At 64.5% G+C, this 17,182-nt stretch carries 15 protein-coding genes; 3 read left to right on the top strand and 12 right to left on the bottom strand.

The window, feature by feature from the left end; all coding sequences use genetic code 11:
• Positions 1-13: 13 nt before the first annotated feature.
• The 7 genes from BRPE64_RS12215 to pilM form a co-directional block, all read right to left on the bottom strand.
• Positions 14-1,219, bottom strand: a complete 1,206-nt coding sequence (locus BRPE64_RS12215) for a deoxyguanosinetriphosphate triphosphohydrolase (RefSeq protein WP_232519222.1) — start codon at positions 1,217-1,219, stop codon at positions 14-16.
• 59 nt (positions 1,220-1,278) lie between these two features.
• On the bottom strand, positions 1,279-2,355 hold the full coding sequence (aroB, locus tag BRPE64_RS12220) for a 3-dehydroquinate synthase (RefSeq protein ID WP_044042177.1): 1,077 nt from the start codon (positions 2,353-2,355) through the stop codon (positions 1,279-1,281).
• An 8-nt stretch (positions 2,356-2,363) separates the two neighbouring features.
• Positions 2,364-2,915, bottom strand: coding sequence for a shikimate kinase AroK (aroK, locus tag BRPE64_RS12225; protein ID WP_044042178.1), 552 nt, complete (start codon positions 2,913-2,915; stop codon positions 2,364-2,366).
• 109 nt (positions 2,916-3,024) lie between these two features.
• Entirely contained in the window at positions 3,025-4,581 is a 1,557-nt protein-coding gene (locus BRPE64_RS12230; RefSeq protein ID WP_408608243.1) for a type IV pilus secretin PilQ, read from the bottom strand.
• On the bottom strand, positions 4,578-5,459 hold the full coding sequence (gene pilO / locus BRPE64_RS12235; protein WP_016346441.1) for a type 4a pilus biogenesis protein PilO: 882 nt from the start codon (positions 5,457-5,459) through the stop codon (positions 4,578-4,580). Before pilO ends, BRPE64_RS12230 begins: the two co-directional genes overlap by 4 nt.
• A complete protein-coding gene (locus BRPE64_RS12240; protein ID WP_016346442.1) occupies positions 5,456-6,139 on the bottom strand; it encodes a PilN domain-containing protein in 684 nt (227 codons plus the stop codon). Before BRPE64_RS12240 ends, pilO begins: the two co-directional genes overlap by 4 nt.
• Positions 6,136-7,137, bottom strand: a complete 1,002-nt coding sequence (gene pilM / locus BRPE64_RS12245) for a type IV pilus biogenesis protein PilM (protein WP_016346443.1) — start codon at positions 7,135-7,137, stop codon at positions 6,136-6,138. The genes BRPE64_RS12240 and pilM overlap by 4 nt, the downstream gene beginning before the upstream one ends.
• 251 nt (positions 7,138-7,388) lie before the next feature.
• On the opposite strand from pilM, the gene BRPE64_RS12250 reads away from it, so the two are divergent.
• Positions 7,389-9,803, top strand: coding sequence for a penicillin-binding protein 1A (locus BRPE64_RS12250; RefSeq protein WP_044042179.1), 2,415 nt, complete (start codon positions 7,389-7,391; stop codon positions 9,801-9,803).
• A gap of 63 nt (positions 9,804-9,866) precedes the next feature.
• Here the strand turns inward: BRPE64_RS12250 and cyaY are convergent, their stop codons facing one another.
• Positions 9,867-10,184: an iron donor protein CyaY gene (gene cyaY / locus BRPE64_RS12255; protein WP_016346445.1), complete on the bottom strand. Its 318-nt coding sequence runs from the start codon at positions 10,182-10,184 to the stop codon at positions 9,867-9,869.
• A gap of 56 nt (positions 10,185-10,240) precedes the next feature.
• Here cyaY and lptM point away from each other — a divergent pair, with 56 nt between their 5' ends.
• Both lptM and lysA read left to right on the top strand, forming a co-directional pair.
• Complete coding sequence (lptM, locus tag BRPE64_RS12260; protein ID WP_044041630.1) at positions 10,241-10,549, top strand: LPS translocon maturation chaperone LptM; 309 nt, start codon at positions 10,241-10,243, stop codon at positions 10,547-10,549.
• Between the two features lie 45 nt (positions 10,550-10,594).
• Complete coding sequence (gene lysA / locus BRPE64_RS12265) at positions 10,595-11,857, top strand: diaminopimelate decarboxylase (protein ID WP_016346447.1); 1,263 nt, start codon at positions 10,595-10,597, stop codon at positions 11,855-11,857.
• A gap of 46 nt (positions 11,858-11,903) precedes the next feature.
• Here lysA and msrQ read toward each other — a convergent pair whose 3' ends face one another.
• The 4 genes from msrQ to BRPE64_RS12285 all read right to left on the bottom strand — a co-directional run bounded on the left by msrQ (position 11,904) and on the right by BRPE64_RS12285 (position 17,155).
• Entirely contained in the window at positions 11,904-12,566 is a 663-nt protein-coding gene (msrQ, locus tag BRPE64_RS12270) for a protein-methionine-sulfoxide reductase heme-binding subunit MsrQ (protein ID WP_016346448.1), read from the bottom strand.
• 3 nt (positions 12,567-12,569) lie between these two features.
• On the bottom strand, positions 12,570-13,559 hold the full coding sequence (gene msrP, locus BRPE64_RS12275) for a protein-methionine-sulfoxide reductase catalytic subunit MsrP (protein WP_044041631.1): 990 nt from the start codon (positions 13,557-13,559) through the stop codon (positions 12,570-12,572).
• Between the two features lie 148 nt (positions 13,560-13,707).
• Complete coding sequence (gene ccsB, locus BRPE64_RS12280; RefSeq protein WP_016346451.1) at positions 13,708-14,910, bottom strand: c-type cytochrome biogenesis protein CcsB; 1,203 nt, start codon at positions 14,908-14,910, stop codon at positions 13,708-13,710.
• Positions 14,911-14,914: 4 nt separating this feature from the next.
• The gene (locus BRPE64_RS12285; RefSeq protein WP_044041632.1) at positions 14,915-17,155 is read right to left on the bottom strand and encodes a cytochrome c biogenesis protein ResB; all 2,241 of its coding nucleotides are present in this window, start codon (positions 17,153-17,155) and stop codon (positions 14,915-14,917) included.
• Positions 17,156-17,182: the final 27 nt, after the last annotated feature.

Below are 17,182 nucleotides of genomic sequence, written 5' to 3' on the forward strand. Positions count from 1 at the left end.
AAAACGCGCGATATTAGTTGTTGTCGATGACAAACAGGCGTTGATACTCCTTCAATGCATAGCGATCCGTCATCCCGGCGATGTAATGCGCGATCAGCCGCGCCTGCGAACTGTCGTGGCTCGACGATGGCGCATCATTCGCCGATTCCTCCGCAACAGGCTGGCTTGCCTGATAAGCGGGCGGCAAGAGGCGCGGGTCGTCGGTGAACGCGTCGAACAGGCCGGTCACGACGCGCTTCGCCTTGTTCGCCATGCGCATCACGCGAAAATGGCGGTACAGGTTCCGGAACAGGAAACGCTTGAGCTGCGCCGCCTGCGCCGCGACTTCTTCGGTGTGCGCGACGAGCGGCGGCGCATTGCGAATATCGTCGATGGATTGCGGCGCTATGCGTTCGAGATTGCGGCTCGTCGATTCGATCAGATCGACGATCAGCGTATTGATGATGCGGCGGATGGTCTCGTGAATCAGCCTGCGCCCGTCGATGTTCGGATAATCGGCGCGCGCGGCCTCGAAGTGCGTGTGCCAGAGGCTCACTTCCGAAAGCTGCTCGAGCGTGATGAGACCGGAGCGCAGGCCGTCGTCGACATCGTGATTGTTGTAGGCGATTTCGTCGGCCACATTCGCGATCTGCGCTTCCAGCGACGGCTGCTTGCCCGTGAGAAAGCGTTCGCCGAGATCGCCGAGCTTGCGCGCGTTCTCGCGCGAGCAATGCTTGAGGATGCCCTCGCGCGTTTCAAAGCACAGGTTCAGGCCGTTGAACGCGCCGTAGTGCTCTTCGAGCTGATCGACGACGGCCAGGCTCTGCAGGTTGTGCTCGAAGCCGCCGTGATCGCGCATGCAGTCGTGCAGCGCGTCTTGTCCGGCATGACCGAACGGCGTATGGCCGAGATCGTGCGCGAGCGAGACGGCTTCGACCAGATCCTCGTTCAGCCGCAGATTGCGCGCCACGGAACGCGCGATCTGCGCGACTTCGAGACTGTGCGTGAGGCGCGTGCGGAAGAGGTCGCCCTCATGATTGACGAAGACCTGCGTCTTGTATTCGAGCCGGCGAAACGCGGTCGAATGCACGATGCGGTCGCGGTCGCGCTGAAACTCGGTGCGCGCGGCGGGCGGCGCCTCGGCGAAGCGGCGCCCGCGCGATTGCGCGGAATGCGCGGCGTACGGCGCAAGATGCGATTCGAGCGCAAGCGATGACGGCGCGCCCGGTGGAAGTTGCATTTCTGTTTCGCTCACCGGCTGCTCCGCATCGTCGTGGTTTTCGCCGCCGTTCGCGCAGATCAGATGCTGGCGGCGAGTGTCGCGCGCACGGCCTGATCGGGCGCGCCCGCAATCTCGGTTGCACCGAAGCGGGTCAGCAGGATGAATTTGATTTCGCCGGCTTCGGCCTTCTTGTCGATTTTCATGAGATCGACGTAGCGGTCGTCACCAAGCTTCGGCGCCGTGACGGGCAACTTGGCCGCCTCGATCACGCGCACGAGGCGCTGGCGCGCGGCTTCGTCGAGCTTGCCGAGGCGCACCGACAGGTCGGCGGCCATCACCATGCCGCAACCGACCGCCTCGCCGTGCAGCCATTCGCCATAGCCGAGTCCGGCTTCGATCGCATGGCCGAACGTGTGGCCGAAATTGAGGATCGCGCGCTGCCCGCCTTCGCGTTCGTCGGACGCGACCACCGACGCCTTGATCTCGCACGAGCGCTTAACGGCATGCGCGAGCGCGGTCTCGTCCTGACGGTTGAGTGCATCGACGTTCGCTTCGATCCACTCGAAGAATTCCGCGTCTTTAATCGCGGCGGTCTTGATGACTTCCGCCATACCCGCCGCCAGTTCGCGCTCCGGCAGCGAATGCAGCGCCGCGATATCGGCGATCACTGCCTGCGGCTGGTAGAACGCGCCGATCATGTTCTTGCCGAGCGGATGATTGATGCCCGTCTTTCCGCCCACCGACGAATCCACCTGCGAGAGCAGCGTGGTCGGCACCTGGATGAACGGCACGCCGCGCATGTAGCTCGCCGCGGCAAAGCCGGTCATGTCGCCGACGACGCCGCCGCCCAGCGCGATCAACGTGGTCTTGCGGTCGGCGCGTTCGGTGAGGAGCGCGTCGAAAATCTGGTTGAGCGTTTCCCAGTTCTTGTGCGCCTCGCCGTCTGGCAGGACGACGGTCGTCACCTTCTTGCCGAGCGGTTCGAGCGCGGCGCGCAGCCGGTCGCCGTACAAGGGATCGATGGTCGAGTTAGTGACGATCGCAACGGATGCGCCCTTGATATGCGGGGCGAACAACTCCGTGCGGCCGATCAGGCCCGCACCGATATGAATGGGATAGGCGCGCTCGCCCAGTTCGACATTGACGGTAATCATGGCGGACATTATGACTCAGCCGACTTGACCACGCCGGCTACCTCCAGTTGCATCAGGACCATATTGACGAGCGCATTGACGGTCGGCCGCCCCGTTTCCACGACGAAATCCGCGCATTCGTGATACAGCGGGTCGCGCGTCTGAAAAAGCGCTTCGAGCTTGCCGCGCGGGTCTTCGGTCTGTAACAACGGCCGGTTCTTGTCGCGCCGCGTGCGCTGCCAGAGATCGTGCGGATTGGCGCGCAGATAAATGACGATGCCGCGATTCTTCAGATGTTCGCGATTGTCGGGCCGCAACACGGCGCCGCCGCCCGTCGCGAGCACGATGCCGCTGCGCTGCGACAACTCGTCGATGACGTTCGCCTCGCGCTGGCGAAAACCGGTCTCGCCTTCGAGTTCCCAGATCACCGGGATGCGAGCGCCCGTGCGCGCCTCGATCTCGTGGTCCGAATCGATGAACGAGCGCTGCAAACGGCGCGCAACCGCACGGCCCACGGTGGTTTTACCCGCCCCCATGAGTCCGACGAAAAAAATGTTCGCGTTCGCGTGCCCTTCCTGCAACTCGGTTCCCTTCCAATCGATCAAATTTGTTCGTGCGGCAGCTTAAGGGCAAACCGCGTGCTTTGTCGAGTCGCGCCGGCCGCCGGCCTCAGGTCGCTCTCACCCGCTCTCACCCGCCCGACGCGATCACGTTCGGCGTAATCAGGATGACGAGCTCGCTCTTCGACTGGCGCCGCGCGCTGTGACGAAAGAGCCAGCCGATTACCGGCAGCTTCGACAGTACGGGGATGCCGGTTGTGTCGTCGCGCTCGTCGTCGGAATAAATGCCGCCGATCGCCACCGTGCCGCCATTTTCCACTTCCACGCGCGTCTGGACGTGCTTCGTGTGGATGGCCGGGCCGTTCGCCGTTTGCTCGCCGACGCTGTCCTTCGTGATGTCGAGATCGAGGATGACGTGCCCGTGCGGCGTGATTTGCGGCTCGACCTCCAGTTTGAGCGTTGCGCGCCGGAACTGCACGCCCGACATGCCATTGCCGACCTTCGCCTGATACGGCACTTCCATGCCCTGCTCGACGACGGATTTCACCCGGTCCGCCGTAACGATGCGCGGCCGCGAGACAATCTGTCCGCGTCCTTGCGCCTCCAGCGCGCTCAGCTCGACGTTGAGCAGCCGCGTCGCGTGCGCGACGAACAGCGTGAGCCCGGCGCTCGCGGCGTCGAAACCGTTGATCGGACCCGCCGACAAATCGTATACCACACCATCCTTTCCGCCCGCGAAACCGGCTGCCCGGTCGGCCTGCGCCGCGAGCCCCAGTTTCACGCCGAGATCGCGCGACAGCCCCGTGTCACCTTCGACGATCTGCGCCTCGATCATCACCTGCGGCGCGGCTTTGTCGATGCGCGTGACGAGTTCGGCAATCTGCTGCACGCGCGCGTCGAGATCGGTGACGAAGAGAAGATTCGTGCGCGCATCGGCGATGGCGGAACCGCGTTTCGAGAGCACGCGCTGGTTGCCTGCGCCGGTCAGCATCTTGCTCAGGTCCTCGGCGCGTGCATAGCGCAGCACGAACGTGCGGCTCGCGAGCGGTTCGAGGTCGGCGGCACGCGCGTGCGCCTCGAAGCGCAGTTTCTCGCGTGCGGCGAGTTCCGCGAGCGGCGCGACCCAGATGACGTTGCCGTGGCGCTCCATGGCGAGGCCGTTGACTTCGAGAAGCGTATCGAACGCGCGCCGCCACGGGACCGCGACGAGGTTCATCGACACCTGCCCGCGCACTTTCTCGCTCGCGACGATGTTCAGTCCCGCGAACTGCGCGAACGTATGCAGCGCGGCGCGCAAGTCGGCGTTCTTGAGGTCGAGCGTGATCGGCTTGCCTGCGCCTTCGTTCTGGGTCGTGCCGGATGCCGGGTCGGCGCTGCTCAGCCGTTCGATCGGCCGCAACGGGACCGGAGGTCCTTCCAGCGCATCCGCCGGTTCGACGGACTGGGCAGCGGGCTGGGCGGCGGGTTTGTCGGTCGGCGACTCGACCGTGGGTGGTGAACGCGTGTCGATCGAAACCTGATCTGCCGATTGCGAATCCAGCGAGGCGGGAAGCGGTGGCAGCACGACAGTCGCATCCGCGCGTTCCGTGTTTTCGGCGGCGAGCGGCGCGTGCCCCAACCATAGCGTGGCAAGCGCGGCCACGAGCGGCTTCGACGCCGCGTGCAAAACCGGGGCGATGCGGCTCACGGGCGATCCTCCGTCATAGTCAGCTTGCGCGAGGAACCGTCGTCGCGAACCAGTTCGACCGTGCGCGGCACGACGCGCGCGAGCCGTTCCTGACCGACCTTCTGCCCTGGCGCAAAGCCGTCGACATCGACGGCGCTTTGCAGCAGCGCCATCACGCGGCGCGGCGCGATGAACGTGCCCACGAGCAGCATGTCGCCGCCTGGTGCGCTCTCGCCGCTGCCGAATGGATCGACGATGAACGCGTTTGCGCGCGGCGAGGCCGTCGCGAGCGGAATGGGCGGCAGCGAATCGAAAACGCGCAGCGCGGTTTCGATGACGAGCGCGTCCGGCTGTCGCCGGATCTGCACGCCTTCGGGCACGACAAGCCGTGGCATGCCGGCAAGCGCTTCCAGAAAGCGGCGCATCTCCGCAAAACTGCCCTGGGCGCGCAGCTTGAGCGTGCGCTCCGGCGTCGGCGCGGGCGTTTTCGGCTCGACGCCTTTCGCGATTTTCGCCGGCACAGGCTCGATGGCCGTTTCGCGCAGCCCGCTCTGTGCCGCGATATCCGCGATGCCGCGCAATGCGTCGGCGGCGCTCCAGTGCTCCGGCTCCAGGCGGCGCAACGCAACCCGCGCCCTCAGTTCCGGCAATTCGGCCGCGATGCGTCCGGCGTCCCGGGCCTTTGCCTGCGTGGCCGCCCATTCCACGCGGCTCGCATCGACCTGGCTCGCGTCCGACATGCGCCAGGCGCGCACGCCAAACACCGTGACGAGGGAAGCCACAGCGAGCGCGGCGAGCGCGGTGCGTCGCCGCGACCATTCGTCGATCGGTTGCCATATCGACGGCAGATTGCGCTCGCGCTTTCGGGCGGCGGGTAACTTCATCGCGATGCTGTTCATGGATGCGTCCCCTGCGTTGCCGGACGATTCGCCGCGAGCACTGGCCGCGGCGGATGCGACGCGGCCGCATCGCGCGAGCGATCAGGCGAATAACGCACAAGCGCCACGAATTCGTAGTGCCCCGACGCTTCTTCGAGACGCGCAGGCGCCGCACGGCTGCCGCGTGTGGCGAGATTGGCGCGTCGCTTCATCTCCATCACTTCGACGGCCTCGACGCCGCGCACGCGCTCCAGCCGCTTGAGCCACTGCGCCGCCGCCTGCGAATCGGGCGCGACCGCCGCAAGTTCGACTTCATCGGTTCGCTGCGAGACGCTTCGCAGCGCCACGCCCGGTTGCGGCGACGGCTCGGCGAGCGCTTCGAGCAGCGCAAGAAACCGCTCGCGCGGCGCGGCCAGCGGTTGCGCCGCCTCCCGCGCGCGCCGCCGCTCGGCTTCGGCGCGCACGAGCCGCGCGTGTTCGTCGACCTGCGCATTCGCGGCGTGCAACGACGCCTCGAGAGCCGCGCGCCGCTCATCGAGACGCGCGCGCTCGAGTGCATCCCAGCCCGCGACGGCGCCCACTGCCGCACAGCCCGCCAGGCCCGCGGCGGCGAACGTCGCAAGCCGACGACGCCGCGCTTCGCGACGCCGGCGCGCCCGATACGGAAGCAGATTGAATCCTTCGAGCATGACGACGGTCATTGCATCACCTCGCGCAAGGCGAGCCCGAACGCGGCGGCGAAGCGCGGCGAATGCCTGTGCGCGGCCGCGATCTCGGCGGCGCCGTTGCAGTACGGCGCCGATTCGAAAGGCAGCGCCGGGCAGCCAAACGTCTTGCCCAACACCGGCAGCGGAACGCCGGCGTGCGCCAGCAATTCGAGTTGACCGCCCGCGTAAACGCAATCGGGCGGGGAATGTCGACCGGCGAGATCGTGCAGCGCATCGGCCAAGCTCCCGTATTCCGGTGCGGGATAGCGCACCTCGCGTTCGACGCCGCGCGAGCCGACGAGCCAGCCGTGCAGCCCCGAACTCGCAAGCCAGCACACGAGATAACGCGCGTCCTCATCCAGTTCGACGGAGCCGCAATGACGCATCGCGCGCAGCGCCGCGGCCGGCTCGCCGTCGATGGCGGATAGCGCGATGCCCGCTTCCGCCGCCGTCTCGACGCGCGCCTCGACATGCCGCCGCGCCGTTGCCGCGATCGCCACGCGTGCATCCCCGTTCTCATCCGTCTGCACGCACCAGTCGACGGCCAGCGCCGCGCGTTCGATGCCCGTCGCGCGTTCCGCTTCCGCGAGCACGGCCGGTTCGAGCACGCCGCGCGGATCGTGGCCGGCGGCGGGCGGCAGCGGCTCGCGCATATCCATCAGACGAGCGAGCGACACCTGCGTCGTGACCGTGGCCGTGGCGGGCAACGCCATCGCGCAACGCAGCGCCCGCCACGCGCCGCTCGGCGGCAGGTGCGCGAATACCTCGCGCAGCGCCGACACGACCACCGGCCGATCGACAAACTCGCCGTCGATCACCGCGCCCGACGGCAGCGCCACCGACTCCAGATGCTCGACGCATACCGTCGCATTCGCGCGCAGCCGTCTGCTGACGACCGCCAGCCGCACCGCATCCTCGCTCACGTCGAGACCCGCCGCGTAGCGCCGCGTGACCGTCAGCATCGTGCTGCGCAACGCGTTTTCCTTGCTCATGACTCACTCCTCCCATTCATACGCGCACCGAACCGTTCGGTCGCTCGAAGTGGAGAAATTGTCGCGAGCGTGATCGGCCGGGAACATTCGTCCGAATGGCTAACGCGCACGATAAGAGGATGCTTCCGCACACGATCGCGGGTATCTTGAAGAGAACAGCGAGCCCGCGCGCCCGCCGCTGGTGTTGTAAGCGTTCAGAAAAGTCCGAAACGCAGGCGGCTATAATCGCGTGACTGTTTTTGGTGGTGCTCATGCAATCCTCTTCCCCGTCCAACCCGTCGTCCCCGCCGCCCGAGAGGCAAAAGAAAGCCAAGCGCCCATGGTGGGCGAGGCTGCTGCTCGGCTTGTTCGTCAGCATTTTTGCGCTCGTCGTGTGCGCGGGTCTGGTGCTCGGCTATGCGCTCGTCGTCGCGATGCCGAATCTGCCTTCACTCGAGGCGCTCACCGACTATCGTCCGAAGGTGCCGCTGCGCATTTACACGGCCGATCACCTGTTGATCGGCGAGTTCGGTGAAGAACGCCGCAGCGTCGTGCGCATTCAGGACGTGCCCGATCATCTGAAGAAGGCGGTGCTCGCCATCGAGGACGCGCGCTTCTACGATCACGGCGGCGTCGATCTCACGGGCATCCTGCGCGCGGGCACGGTCGCGCTGACCAACGGCCACGCGTCGCAGGGCGCGAGCACGATCACGATGCAGGTCGCGCGCAACTTCTTCCTGTCGAGCGAAAAGACCTACACGCGCAAGATCTACGAGATGCTGCTCGCGTACAAGATCGAGCGCGCGCTGACCAAAGATCAGATTCTCGAGGTCTATATGAATCAGATCTATCTCGGGCAGCGCGCGTACGGTTTCGCGAGCGCGGCGCGGGTCTACTTCGGCAAGGATCTGAAGGACATCACGCTCGCCGAGGCCGCGATGCTCGCCGGTCTGCCGAAGGCGCCGTCGGCGTATAACCCGGTCGTCAATCCGAAGCGCGCGAAGGTGCGGCAGGACTACATTCTGCAGCGCATGCTGGAACTGAACTTCATCACGCGCGACGAGTACGAGCGCGCGGTGAATCAGCCGCTCGTCGTGAAGGGCGCGGGGCGCGAGTTCAGCGTGCATGCCGAGTACGTCGCGGAAATGGTGCGTCAGATGATGTACGCGCAATACCGCGAGGAAGCGTACACGCGCGGTCTGAACGTCGTCACGACGATCGATTCCGCCGATCAGGACGCCGCCTACCGCGCAGTGCGCCGTGGCCTGATGGACTACGAGCATCGCCACGGCTATCGCGGACCGGAAGGCTATATCGAGCTGCCCGCGAATCCGGACGACCGCGAACAGGCCATCGACGATGCGCTCGCCGAGCATCCGGACAACGGCGAGATCGTCGCGGCGGTCGTGACGTCGGCGAGCCCGAAGGAAGTGAAGGTGAGCTTCATCGACGGCAACACGGCGACCATCAGCAGCAACAATCTGCGCTTCGTGCAGTCCGCGCTGAGCGGGCGCGCGCAGCCGAACGCGCGCATCCGTCCGGGCGCGATCGTGCGCCTCATGAAGGACGACGACGGCGAATGGACCATCACGCAACTGCCGCAAGTCGAAGGCGCGCTCGTGTCGATGGTGCCGCAGGACGGCGCGATTCGTGCGCTCGTCGGCGGCTTCGACTTCAACAAGAACAAATTCAACCACGTGACGCAGGCGTGGCGCCAGCCGGGTTCGAGTTTCAAGCCGTTCATCTATTCGGCGTCGCTCGAAAAGGGACTCTCGCCCGCGACGATCATCAATGACGGTCCGCTCTTCTTCAGCGCGGCCGAGACCGGCGGTCAGGCGTGGGAGCCGAAGAACTACGGCGGCGGCTTCGACGGCCCCATGACCATGCGCTCGGCGTTGCAGCGCTCGAAGAACATGGTGTCGATCCGCATCCTGAGCCATATCGGCACGAAGTACGCGCAGAACTACATCACGCACTTCGGCTTCGACGCGGATCGCCATCCCGCCTATCTGCCGATGGCGCTCGGCGCGGGTCTCGTCACGCCGCTGCAAATGGCGGCGGGCTACGCCGTGTTCGCGAACGGCGGGTATCGCGTGAATCCGTATGTGATCGCAGATATCACCGATCCCTACGGCCGCGTCGTTTCGCATCCGCAGCCGCTCGTCGCGCAACAAAGCGCGCCGCTCGCAATCACGCCGCGCAATGCGTTCGTGATGAACAGCCTGCTGCAGAGTGTCGCGCAGCGCGGCACGGGCTCGAAGACCAATCAGCTGAAGCGCACCGATCTCGCCGGCAAGACCGGCACGACCAACGATTCGCGCGATGCATGGTTCGCGGGTTATCAGCACTCGCTCGTGGCGATCGCGTGGATCGGCTACGACAATCCGCGCACCCTGGGCGACAAGGAAACCGGCGGCGGCCTCGCGCTGCCGGTGTGGATGGACTACATGGGTCGCGCGCTGAAGGGCGTGCCTGAGTACAAGCCGCTGACGCCGCCGGATGTCACGTCGCTCGGCGGTGAGCTCTACTTCGACGACATGACGCCGGGGCACGGCTTCGTCGCGACTATCGGTGTGAGTCAGGCGCCGCCGCAGGAAGGGGTGTCAGGCGTGACGACGTCGGCGCCCACGCCAAACGTCGGCGAGCAGGAGAAGCAGGACATCATGAATCTGTTCAAGGGCCAGTAATATCTTGAACACCGAAACGGGCGGATCGCGACGATCCGCCCGTTTCGTTTTTGCGGCCTGAAATCAGGCCTTGAACCTGATCGGCTCGCCCGCCTGCTCGCTCGAATACTTGCTCAACGCAGCAAAGAACTCGCTGTCGTCGCGCGTATCGCGCCACGCGCCGCCGACGTATTTATAGTGAAATCCGCCCGCCTTCGCGGCGAGCCAGATCTCGTGCTTCGGCGGCTGCAAATTCACGATCACCTTCGTGCGATTCTCGAATTCCAGCGTCAGCACATTACCGCTTCGCTCGAATTCGATATCGGCCTCGGCTTGGTCAACCGAGCGCTCAATGGCGGTCAGCGCGGCCTCGGCCAGCGTCAGGTATTCCTGGTCTGTCATGCTAAACTCCATCGATTAAACGCAATTAAGCGCAATTAAACGGTATAGGGACGGTCATGCGTGTCGTTTTCAGGATGAGCGCGATTGTAGCGGCTTTGAGCCTCGGCGCCGCCGCAACACTCTCGCTCGGTGGTTGTGGGCAACGCGGTCCGCTTTATCTGCCAACCGTGCCGCCGCTGCCGCAACGTCCCAACGATCTCCAGAATACGCCGCCTTCGAACGTCACTCCCGGCGCTGAAACGGCTGCGCGCCGCGGAACCGTTCCGGACACGTCGGGCGAGCCGCTGTCGCTATCGCCCGAAACGGAATTGAAGTCCAGTCCCAACGCGGTATCGGCGCCGAAAGCCGCATCGTCCGCGTATTGATCCTGCAAGCCCTGTCGCCTCGTCGGCGCATCTTCTCTTTCGCACATGAGTGATTCCGCATTCCATTACGTCGACGGCGTGCTGCACGCCGAAGGCGTCTCCGCCGCGTCGCTCGCTGAACAGTTCGGCACGCCGCTCTACGTCTATTCGCGCGATGCACTCACGCGCGCCTATCGCGCCTACGCCGATGCCTGCGCCGGACGCCGTGCAACCGTGCACGTCGCGGTGAAGGCAAACAGCAATCTCGCGGTACTCAACGTGTTTGCGCGCATGGGCGCGGGCTTCGATATCGTGTCGTCGGGCGAACTCGCGCGCGTGCTCGCGGCGGGCGGCCGGGCGGAGAACACGGTGTTCTCGGGCGTCGGCAAATCCGTGGCGGAAATGCGCGAGGCGCTCGAGGCGGGCGTGAAATGCTTCAACGTCGAGTCGATTCCGGAACTGCACGCGTTGAACGAAGTGGCGAAGTCGCTCGGCAAGAAGGCGCCGGTCTCGTTGCGCGTGAACCCCGACGTCGATGCGAAAACGCATCCGTACATTTCCACCGGCCTCAAATCGAACAAGTTCGGCGTGGCCTTCGCCGACGCGCGCGCAACCTACGCGCAAGCGCACGCCATGCCGAATCTCGATGTCGTCGGCATCGATTGCCATATCGGCTCGCAGATCACCGAAATCAGCCCGTATCTCGACGCGCTCGACAAACTGCTCGACCTCGTCGAGCAGATCGAAGCGGACGGCATGAGCATTCGGCATGTCGACGTCGGCGGCGGTCTCGGCATCACGTATGACGACGAAACGCCGCCCGATATCGGCGATTTCGTGAAGACGCTGCTCGCGCATATCGAGAAGCGCGGCCACGGCGAGCGCGAAGTGTATTTCGAGCCGGGTCGTTCGCTCGTCGGCAACGCGGGCGTGCTGCTCACGCGTGTCGAATATCTGAAGCCGGGTGAGGAAAAGAACTTCGCCATCGTCGATGCCGCGATGAACGATCTCGCGCGCCCCGCGATGTACGGCGCGTTTCATCGGATCGTGCCGGTCGTGAAGCGCGATGGCAAGGCGCACACGTACGACATCGTCGGCCCGGTTTGCGAAAGCGGCGACTGGCTCGGTCGCGACCGCGAACTGGCTGTCGAGCCGGGCGATCTGCTGGCGATCCGCTCGGCGGGTGCGTATGGCTTCGTGATGAGCTCGAACTACAACACGCGTCCGCGCGCCGCCGAAATCATGGTCGACGGCGAACGCGCGCGTCTCGTGCGCGAGCGTGAAGAAGTGACGCAGCTGTTCGCCGGGGAATCGGTCCTGCCGGACTGATGCTTCCGCGCTCCAGCAAAAAAGCGATGCCGAGGCATCGCTTTTTTTATGCGCGCCGCCGTGTCGCGCGCGTTCGGAGCCACGTAATTGCACGCCATCCGAGCAGCACGATCACGATCGAGCCGTAGATCTTCGGCAGTTCCAAATCGTGCTTGCCCGCCTTCATCCACCAGAAATGCAGGATGGCGAGCGCGGCGATCAGATAGATCGCGCGATGCAAGGTCTGCCAGCGCCGGCCGAGCTTGCGCACCATCGCTTTGGGCGACGTGACGGCCAGCGGAATCAGCAGCACGAACGCCGCGAAGCCTACCGTGATGAACGGCCGCTTGCCGATGTCCTTCAGCATCTCGGCGACATCGAACCATTTGTCGAACCAGATGTACGTCGTGAAGTGCAGCACGGCGAAGGAGAACGCGTACAGGCCGGTCATGCGGCGAAAGCGCGCCAGCGCCGTGATGCCGGTCATGCGGCGCACCGGCGTGATCGCGAGCGTGATGCAGAGATAGACCAGCGTCCACAATCCGGTCGAGCGCGTGATGAACTCGATCGGATTCGCGCCCAGACCGCCGTTTATGCCGGTCAAGCCGAGCACGAGAATGCGCGCGAGCGGATACAACATCGCGATGAACACGGCCACCTTGAGCGGCGCCACGCGGCTGCGCGCCTGCGGTGTCGCGCTGGAGCGCTTGATCTCGGAAGCAGTCGGCATCGCTCAGAAATTCTTCTTCAGATCCATGCCCTGATACAGCGACGCGACCTGATCGCCGTAGCCATTGAACATGAGCGTCTTGCGCTTCGGCGCGAAGAAACCGTCCTCGCCGATGCGCCGCTCCGTCGCCTGACTCCAGCGCGGATGATCGACGCCGGGATTCACGTTCGAATAGAAGCCGTACTCGCTCGGCGCGTAGAGATTCCAGCTGGTCGGCGGCTGCTTCTCGACGAAACGAATCTTCACCAGCGACTTCGCGCTCTTGAAGCCGTATTTCCACGGCACGATCACGCGCACCGGCGCGCCGTTCTGGTTCGGCAGCACTTCGCCGTACAGGCCGACGGTCAGGAGCGTGAGCGGATTCATCGCTTCATCCATGCGCAGGCCTTCGGAATACGGCCATTCGAGGATCGGCGTCGAAAGACCGGGCATCTGCGACGGATCGGCGAGCGTGATGAACTGCACGTACTTCGCGTTACCGGTCGGCTCCGCGCGTTTGATGAGTTCGGAGAGCGACACGCCGATCCACGGAATGACCATCGACCAGCCTTCGACGCAGCGCAGCCGGTAGACGCGCTCCTCCAGCGGCGCGAGCTTCAAGAGGTCGTCGATGTCGTAGACCTTCGGATTCTTGATCGCGCCTTCCACGGACACCTTCCACGGCCGCGGACGCAGCGTGCCCGCGTGCTCCGCCGGATCGCCCTTGTCGGTGCCGAACTCGTAGAAGTTGTTGTAGCTCGTGATGTCCTTGAACGCCGTTGGCTTGTCGAGCGCGACGAACTGCGGATTCGTTTTCGCCGCGAGCTTCTGGCCTTTGGCATCGGGCGAACTCAGCGTCGCGAAGGCGTTGCCGCTCGCGCCGGCGATTCCGGTCGCGGCGAATGCGCCGATCGAGCGCAGCACACGGCGCCGGTTCTCGAACACCTCGCGCGGGGTGATTTCATGACCCGCGATGTCGCCGCCGTAAAGAGCGCGGTTTCGTCTGATCCACATAGTCGTTCCTTTGCATCGCGATGCACCACGCGTCGCCATGAATGCTTATACGGGGAAACAGCAGATTGGATGCCCGTATTCCATCGCAAGACGAAAAAAAACCGCCAGCGCGATGCATGGCGGCTTTCTTCCGGCACGCTGTAACCGCTCAGAGCTTGCCGTAGCTATGCAGGCCCGACAGGAACATGTTCACGCCGAGGAAGGCGAAGGTCGTGACGATCAGGCCCGTCAGCGCCCACCAGGCCGCCGCCGCGCCGCGCAGGCCCTTCATCAGGCGCATATGCAGCCACGCCGCATAGTTCAGCCAGACGATCAGCGCCCACGTTTCCTTCGGGTCCCAGCTCCAGTAGCCGCCCCACGCTTCCGCGGCCCACAGCGCGCCGAGAATCGTCGCGATGGTGAAGAACGCGAAGCCGACGGCGATCGACTTGTACATCACATCGTCGAGCACTTCCAGTGACGGCAAGCGGTCCGCCAGAAAACCGCGCTGCTTCGCGAGATACGCGACTGAGACCATCGCCGAGAGCGCGAAGCTGCCGTAGCCGATGAAGTTCGCCGGCACGTGAATCTTCATCCACCAGCTTTGCAGCGCGGGCACGAGCGGCTGGATTTGCTGCGCATCGCGGGCGATCGAGTACCACATCAGGAAGCCGACGGCCGCGCTGATCACGAGCAGCACGAACGCGCCCATCTGACGCGTTGCATAGTGCTGTTCGTAGTAGAGATAGAACAGTGCCGTGATTAGGCAGAACAGTACGAACACTTCATACAGATTCGAGATCGGAATATGGCCGACGTCCGAGCCGATCATGTACGACTCGTACCAGCGCACCATCAGGCCGGTGAAGCCCATCAGCACGGCGACCCACGTCATGCGCGAACCGATCGCGCCGCCGGTCTGCGAGCGCGTCACGAGTCCGATCCAGTAGAAAAGCGTCGCGAGGATGAAGAGCGCGCTCATCCACAGAATTGCGGACTGGCTCGACAGAAAGTACTTGAGGAAGAAATTCGTCTCGGCACGCGCGAGATCGTGCTGATAGAGCTGGATCGAAAACAGCGCCAGCACGGCGATCATCGCGATCAGCAGGCGCACCGGTTTCCAGCGCCAGCCGAGCACGACGAAAGTCGGCACCGCGCCGACCAGCACGGCCATGTCGTACACGTCCATGTACGCGTGATAGCGGTTCAGCGCGAAGCCCGCGCCGGCGACCATCGCGAGGGCGAAAAGCCAGTCGATGACGCCGAGACGACGCAGAAACGGGCGGTCGTCGAACACGGCGACATCGGGAAGTCCCGATGCCGGGCGTTCCGGCTTGGCGGAGGCGTGGGAGGAAGGCTGTGTGAGGTCCATGATCTTACCGTGTCGAAACTTCCGAGCTCGACGTCTCGGATTGCGGATGCCGGGTCGCGCCGGGCGCGCTGGCCTCTGGGGACGGATCGGCCGGGTCGGCCGGCTTCGTGCCGAGCGCCGCCGCGATCTGCGCGCGGGTGCGCACGAATTCCTTCTCGAAGTCGAGGGTCCGGCGCGCCGTGGACATCGCCATCAAAACGCTCGCGCCGCCCTGACCCGTATCTTTGAGCCAGAACCAGAGCCGGCGTTCGCGCACGTAGAACATCGAGAAAATGCCGACCACCAGCAGAAGGCTGCCAAGATACACCAGATTTTTGCCCGGCGCGCGCGTCAACTGGAATACCGAAGCTTGCACCTGCTTGAAGTTGTCCAGTTGCAGGAAGACCGGCGAACCGTACAGAAAGCTGTCCGAAAGCGCGTTGATCGACGACTGTACGAACGCGCTGCTCTTCTCATCCACTTTAGCCGCTGGCAGGCCGTTTTGCTCCCGGGAAATCTGCCAGACGTCCCACATCGCGCCTTCGAGCATGCGCATGAGAAGGCCCGCAGCCTTTTCCTGCTCGCCCTTCGGCACCGATCGATCGATGAACGTCGCGATACTCTGAAAGCCGCCAATCATCTGAGGATTCGTAGGCGATTTGCCCGCCTCGTCGACGCCAGCGAACAGATTCAGCACGCGATTCGCGCTTTCTTCCAGATGCTTCTGCAACTCGCCGTTTTCCGGCGGCACCGAGCGCAGCGCGAAACGATGCGCGGCTTCGGCGCGCGTCGCGGGCGTCTGGAGCGCCGCGCGCAAGTCCATCCATTGCTTGATCGTGCCCTGCTCGTCGGCGGGAATGCGCAGATAGCGGAACGGATCGTTCGGGCTCACGCGCATGCCCGCGAGGAACATGCGCTGGCCGCTGACATCCACCGGCAGCATGTAATTGCTGTACTCGCGTGCTTGGCCGTCCGTGCCGCGCACCTTGTATTGCACCGACGGGCCGATGTTGCGCAGATCGGTCGGCTTCGAGGTCTTTGCGCCGGAGCCGAGGCGCTCGTCGAAGGCGTCGCGCAGCGTTTCCTTCTTGCCGACGCCGCGCGCGTCGGGCGCGCCGCTGCCGTCGGTCATGTTCTCGACGTTGATCGCGCGAAAATCCGTGAACTCGACGGTCTCGCCCTGCGCGCCCGTGAACTGCGTGCCGACGGGCGCCGTGCCGCCGATCGTGCCCTGGAACGGCGCGTTTTTCGCACTGCCGCCGGTCATCGGCCAGGCGGTCATTTCGAGCTTCGAGCCGCCGTCCTGAAAGCTCGACTGATAGATCGAAATGCCGTCATACGTGAATGGCTTGTTCACCTCGACGCGCGCGGGAATGCGCTTGCCCGTCTTGTGATCGATCACGACGATATCGCTCGCGAAGAGCTTCGGCATGCCGGTCGAGTAGTAATCGACGATGAACTTGTTGAGCTGAATGGAGAACGGCAAGTCCTGGATGATCGAGCCGTCCTGCTGGTTCAGGATCGCCGTGCCGACGAACTGACCTTCGGGCACCCACGCGTAACCGCGGAACGTCGGGTTCGATACCGACAGCCGATGCTCCGGCGGAATGTCGTTGATGACGGCGTTACTGTTAACCGGCGTCTTGTTGAACATCCACATCTGCAGCTTGATGGGCAAGTTGCTGTCGAGCAGCCCGCCGAGGCAGATCACGACGATCGCCACGTGCGCCGAGATATAGCCGATCTTCGTCATCGCGCCGCGCTTGCCGGCGATCAGCGTTGCGCCGTTGTCCGTCTGGCGCGTGACGGTGCGATAGCCCATCTTGGCGGAAAGGCGTTCGAGCGTCGCCGCGGTCTGCGCGCGATTCGTCGAGACGTTGAACTCGCCCTTGTGATGGAAGGCGCGCAAGCCGCCTTCGTGCACGCGATCCTTCCAGCTCTTGATGTCCGCGACCATCTTCGGGCTGTTGCGCACGACGCACAGCGACACCGAGATCACGAGGAAGATCAGGATCAGCATGAACCACCACGCGCTGTACACGTTGTAGAGGCTCAGGCCGCGGAAAATGTCCGCCCAGAACGGGCCGAACTGATTGACGTAGTTGGGATACGGGTCTTCCTGCGTGAGCACCGTGCCGATGATGCTCGCGATCGCCAGAATGACCAGCAGCGCGATGGCGAAGCGCATCGAACTCACGAGCTCGACGAAATGCCTGAGGGCGCGACGGCCCGACTTCGACTGCAATCCCGATGTGGTGACGCTCATTCAAACTCCGACTGGACAGCAAAAAAG

The organism is Caballeronia insecticola (assembly GCF_000402035.1).
In the GTDB taxonomy this organism is placed as follows: domain Bacteria; phylum Pseudomonadota; class Gammaproteobacteria; order Burkholderiales; family Burkholderiaceae; genus Caballeronia; species Caballeronia insecticola.

What these genes read in the sequence shown, in the direction of transcription:
- BRPE64_RS12215 (WP_232519222.1), bottom strand. Translation starts at nt 1,219, where the DNA reads ATGCAACTTCCACCGGGCGCGCCGTCATCGCTTGCGCTCGAATCGCAT.
- cyaY (WP_016346445.1), bottom strand. Translation starts at nt 10,184, where the DNA reads ATGACAGACCAGGAATACCTGACGCTGGCCGAGGCCGCGCTGACCGCC.
- BRPE64_RS12240 (WP_016346442.1), bottom strand. Translation starts at nt 6,139, where the DNA reads ATGACCGTCGTCATGCTCGAAGGATTCAATCTGCTTCCGTATCGGGCG.
- aroB (WP_044042177.1), bottom strand. Translation starts at nt 2,355, where the DNA reads ATGATTACCGTCAATGTCGAACTGGGCGAGCGCGCCTATCCCATTCAT.
- pilO (WP_016346441.1), bottom strand. Translation starts at nt 5,459, where the DNA reads ATGAACAGCATCGCGATGAAGTTACCCGCCGCCCGAAAGCGCGAGCGC.
- msrP (WP_044041631.1), bottom strand. Translation starts at nt 13,559, where the DNA reads ATGTGGATCAGACGAAACCGCGCTCTTTACGGCGGCGACATCGCGGGT.
- ccsB (WP_016346451.1), bottom strand. Translation starts at nt 14,910, where the DNA reads ATGGACCTCACACAGCCTTCCTCCCACGCCTCCGCCAAGCCGGAACGC.
- pilM (WP_016346443.1), bottom strand. Translation starts at nt 7,137, where the DNA reads ATGAGCAAGGAAAACGCGTTGCGCAGCACGATGCTGACGGTCACGCGG.
- BRPE64_RS12250 (WP_044042179.1), top strand. Translation starts at nt 7,389, where the DNA reads ATGCAATCCTCTTCCCCGTCCAACCCGTCGTCCCCGCCGCCCGAGAGG.
- msrQ (WP_016346448.1), bottom strand. Translation starts at nt 12,566, where the DNA reads ATGCCGACTGCTTCCGAGATCAAGCGCTCCAGCGCGACACCGCAGGCG.
- lysA (WP_016346447.1), top strand. Translation starts at nt 10,595, where the DNA reads ATGAGTGATTCCGCATTCCATTACGTCGACGGCGTGCTGCACGCCGAA.
- BRPE64_RS12285 (WP_044041632.1), bottom strand. Translation starts at nt 17,155, where the DNA reads ATGAGCGTCACCACATCGGGATTGCAGTCGAAGTCGGGCCGTCGCGCC.
- lptM (WP_044041630.1), top strand. Translation starts at nt 10,241, where the DNA reads ATGCGTGTCGTTTTCAGGATGAGCGCGATTGTAGCGGCTTTGAGCCTC.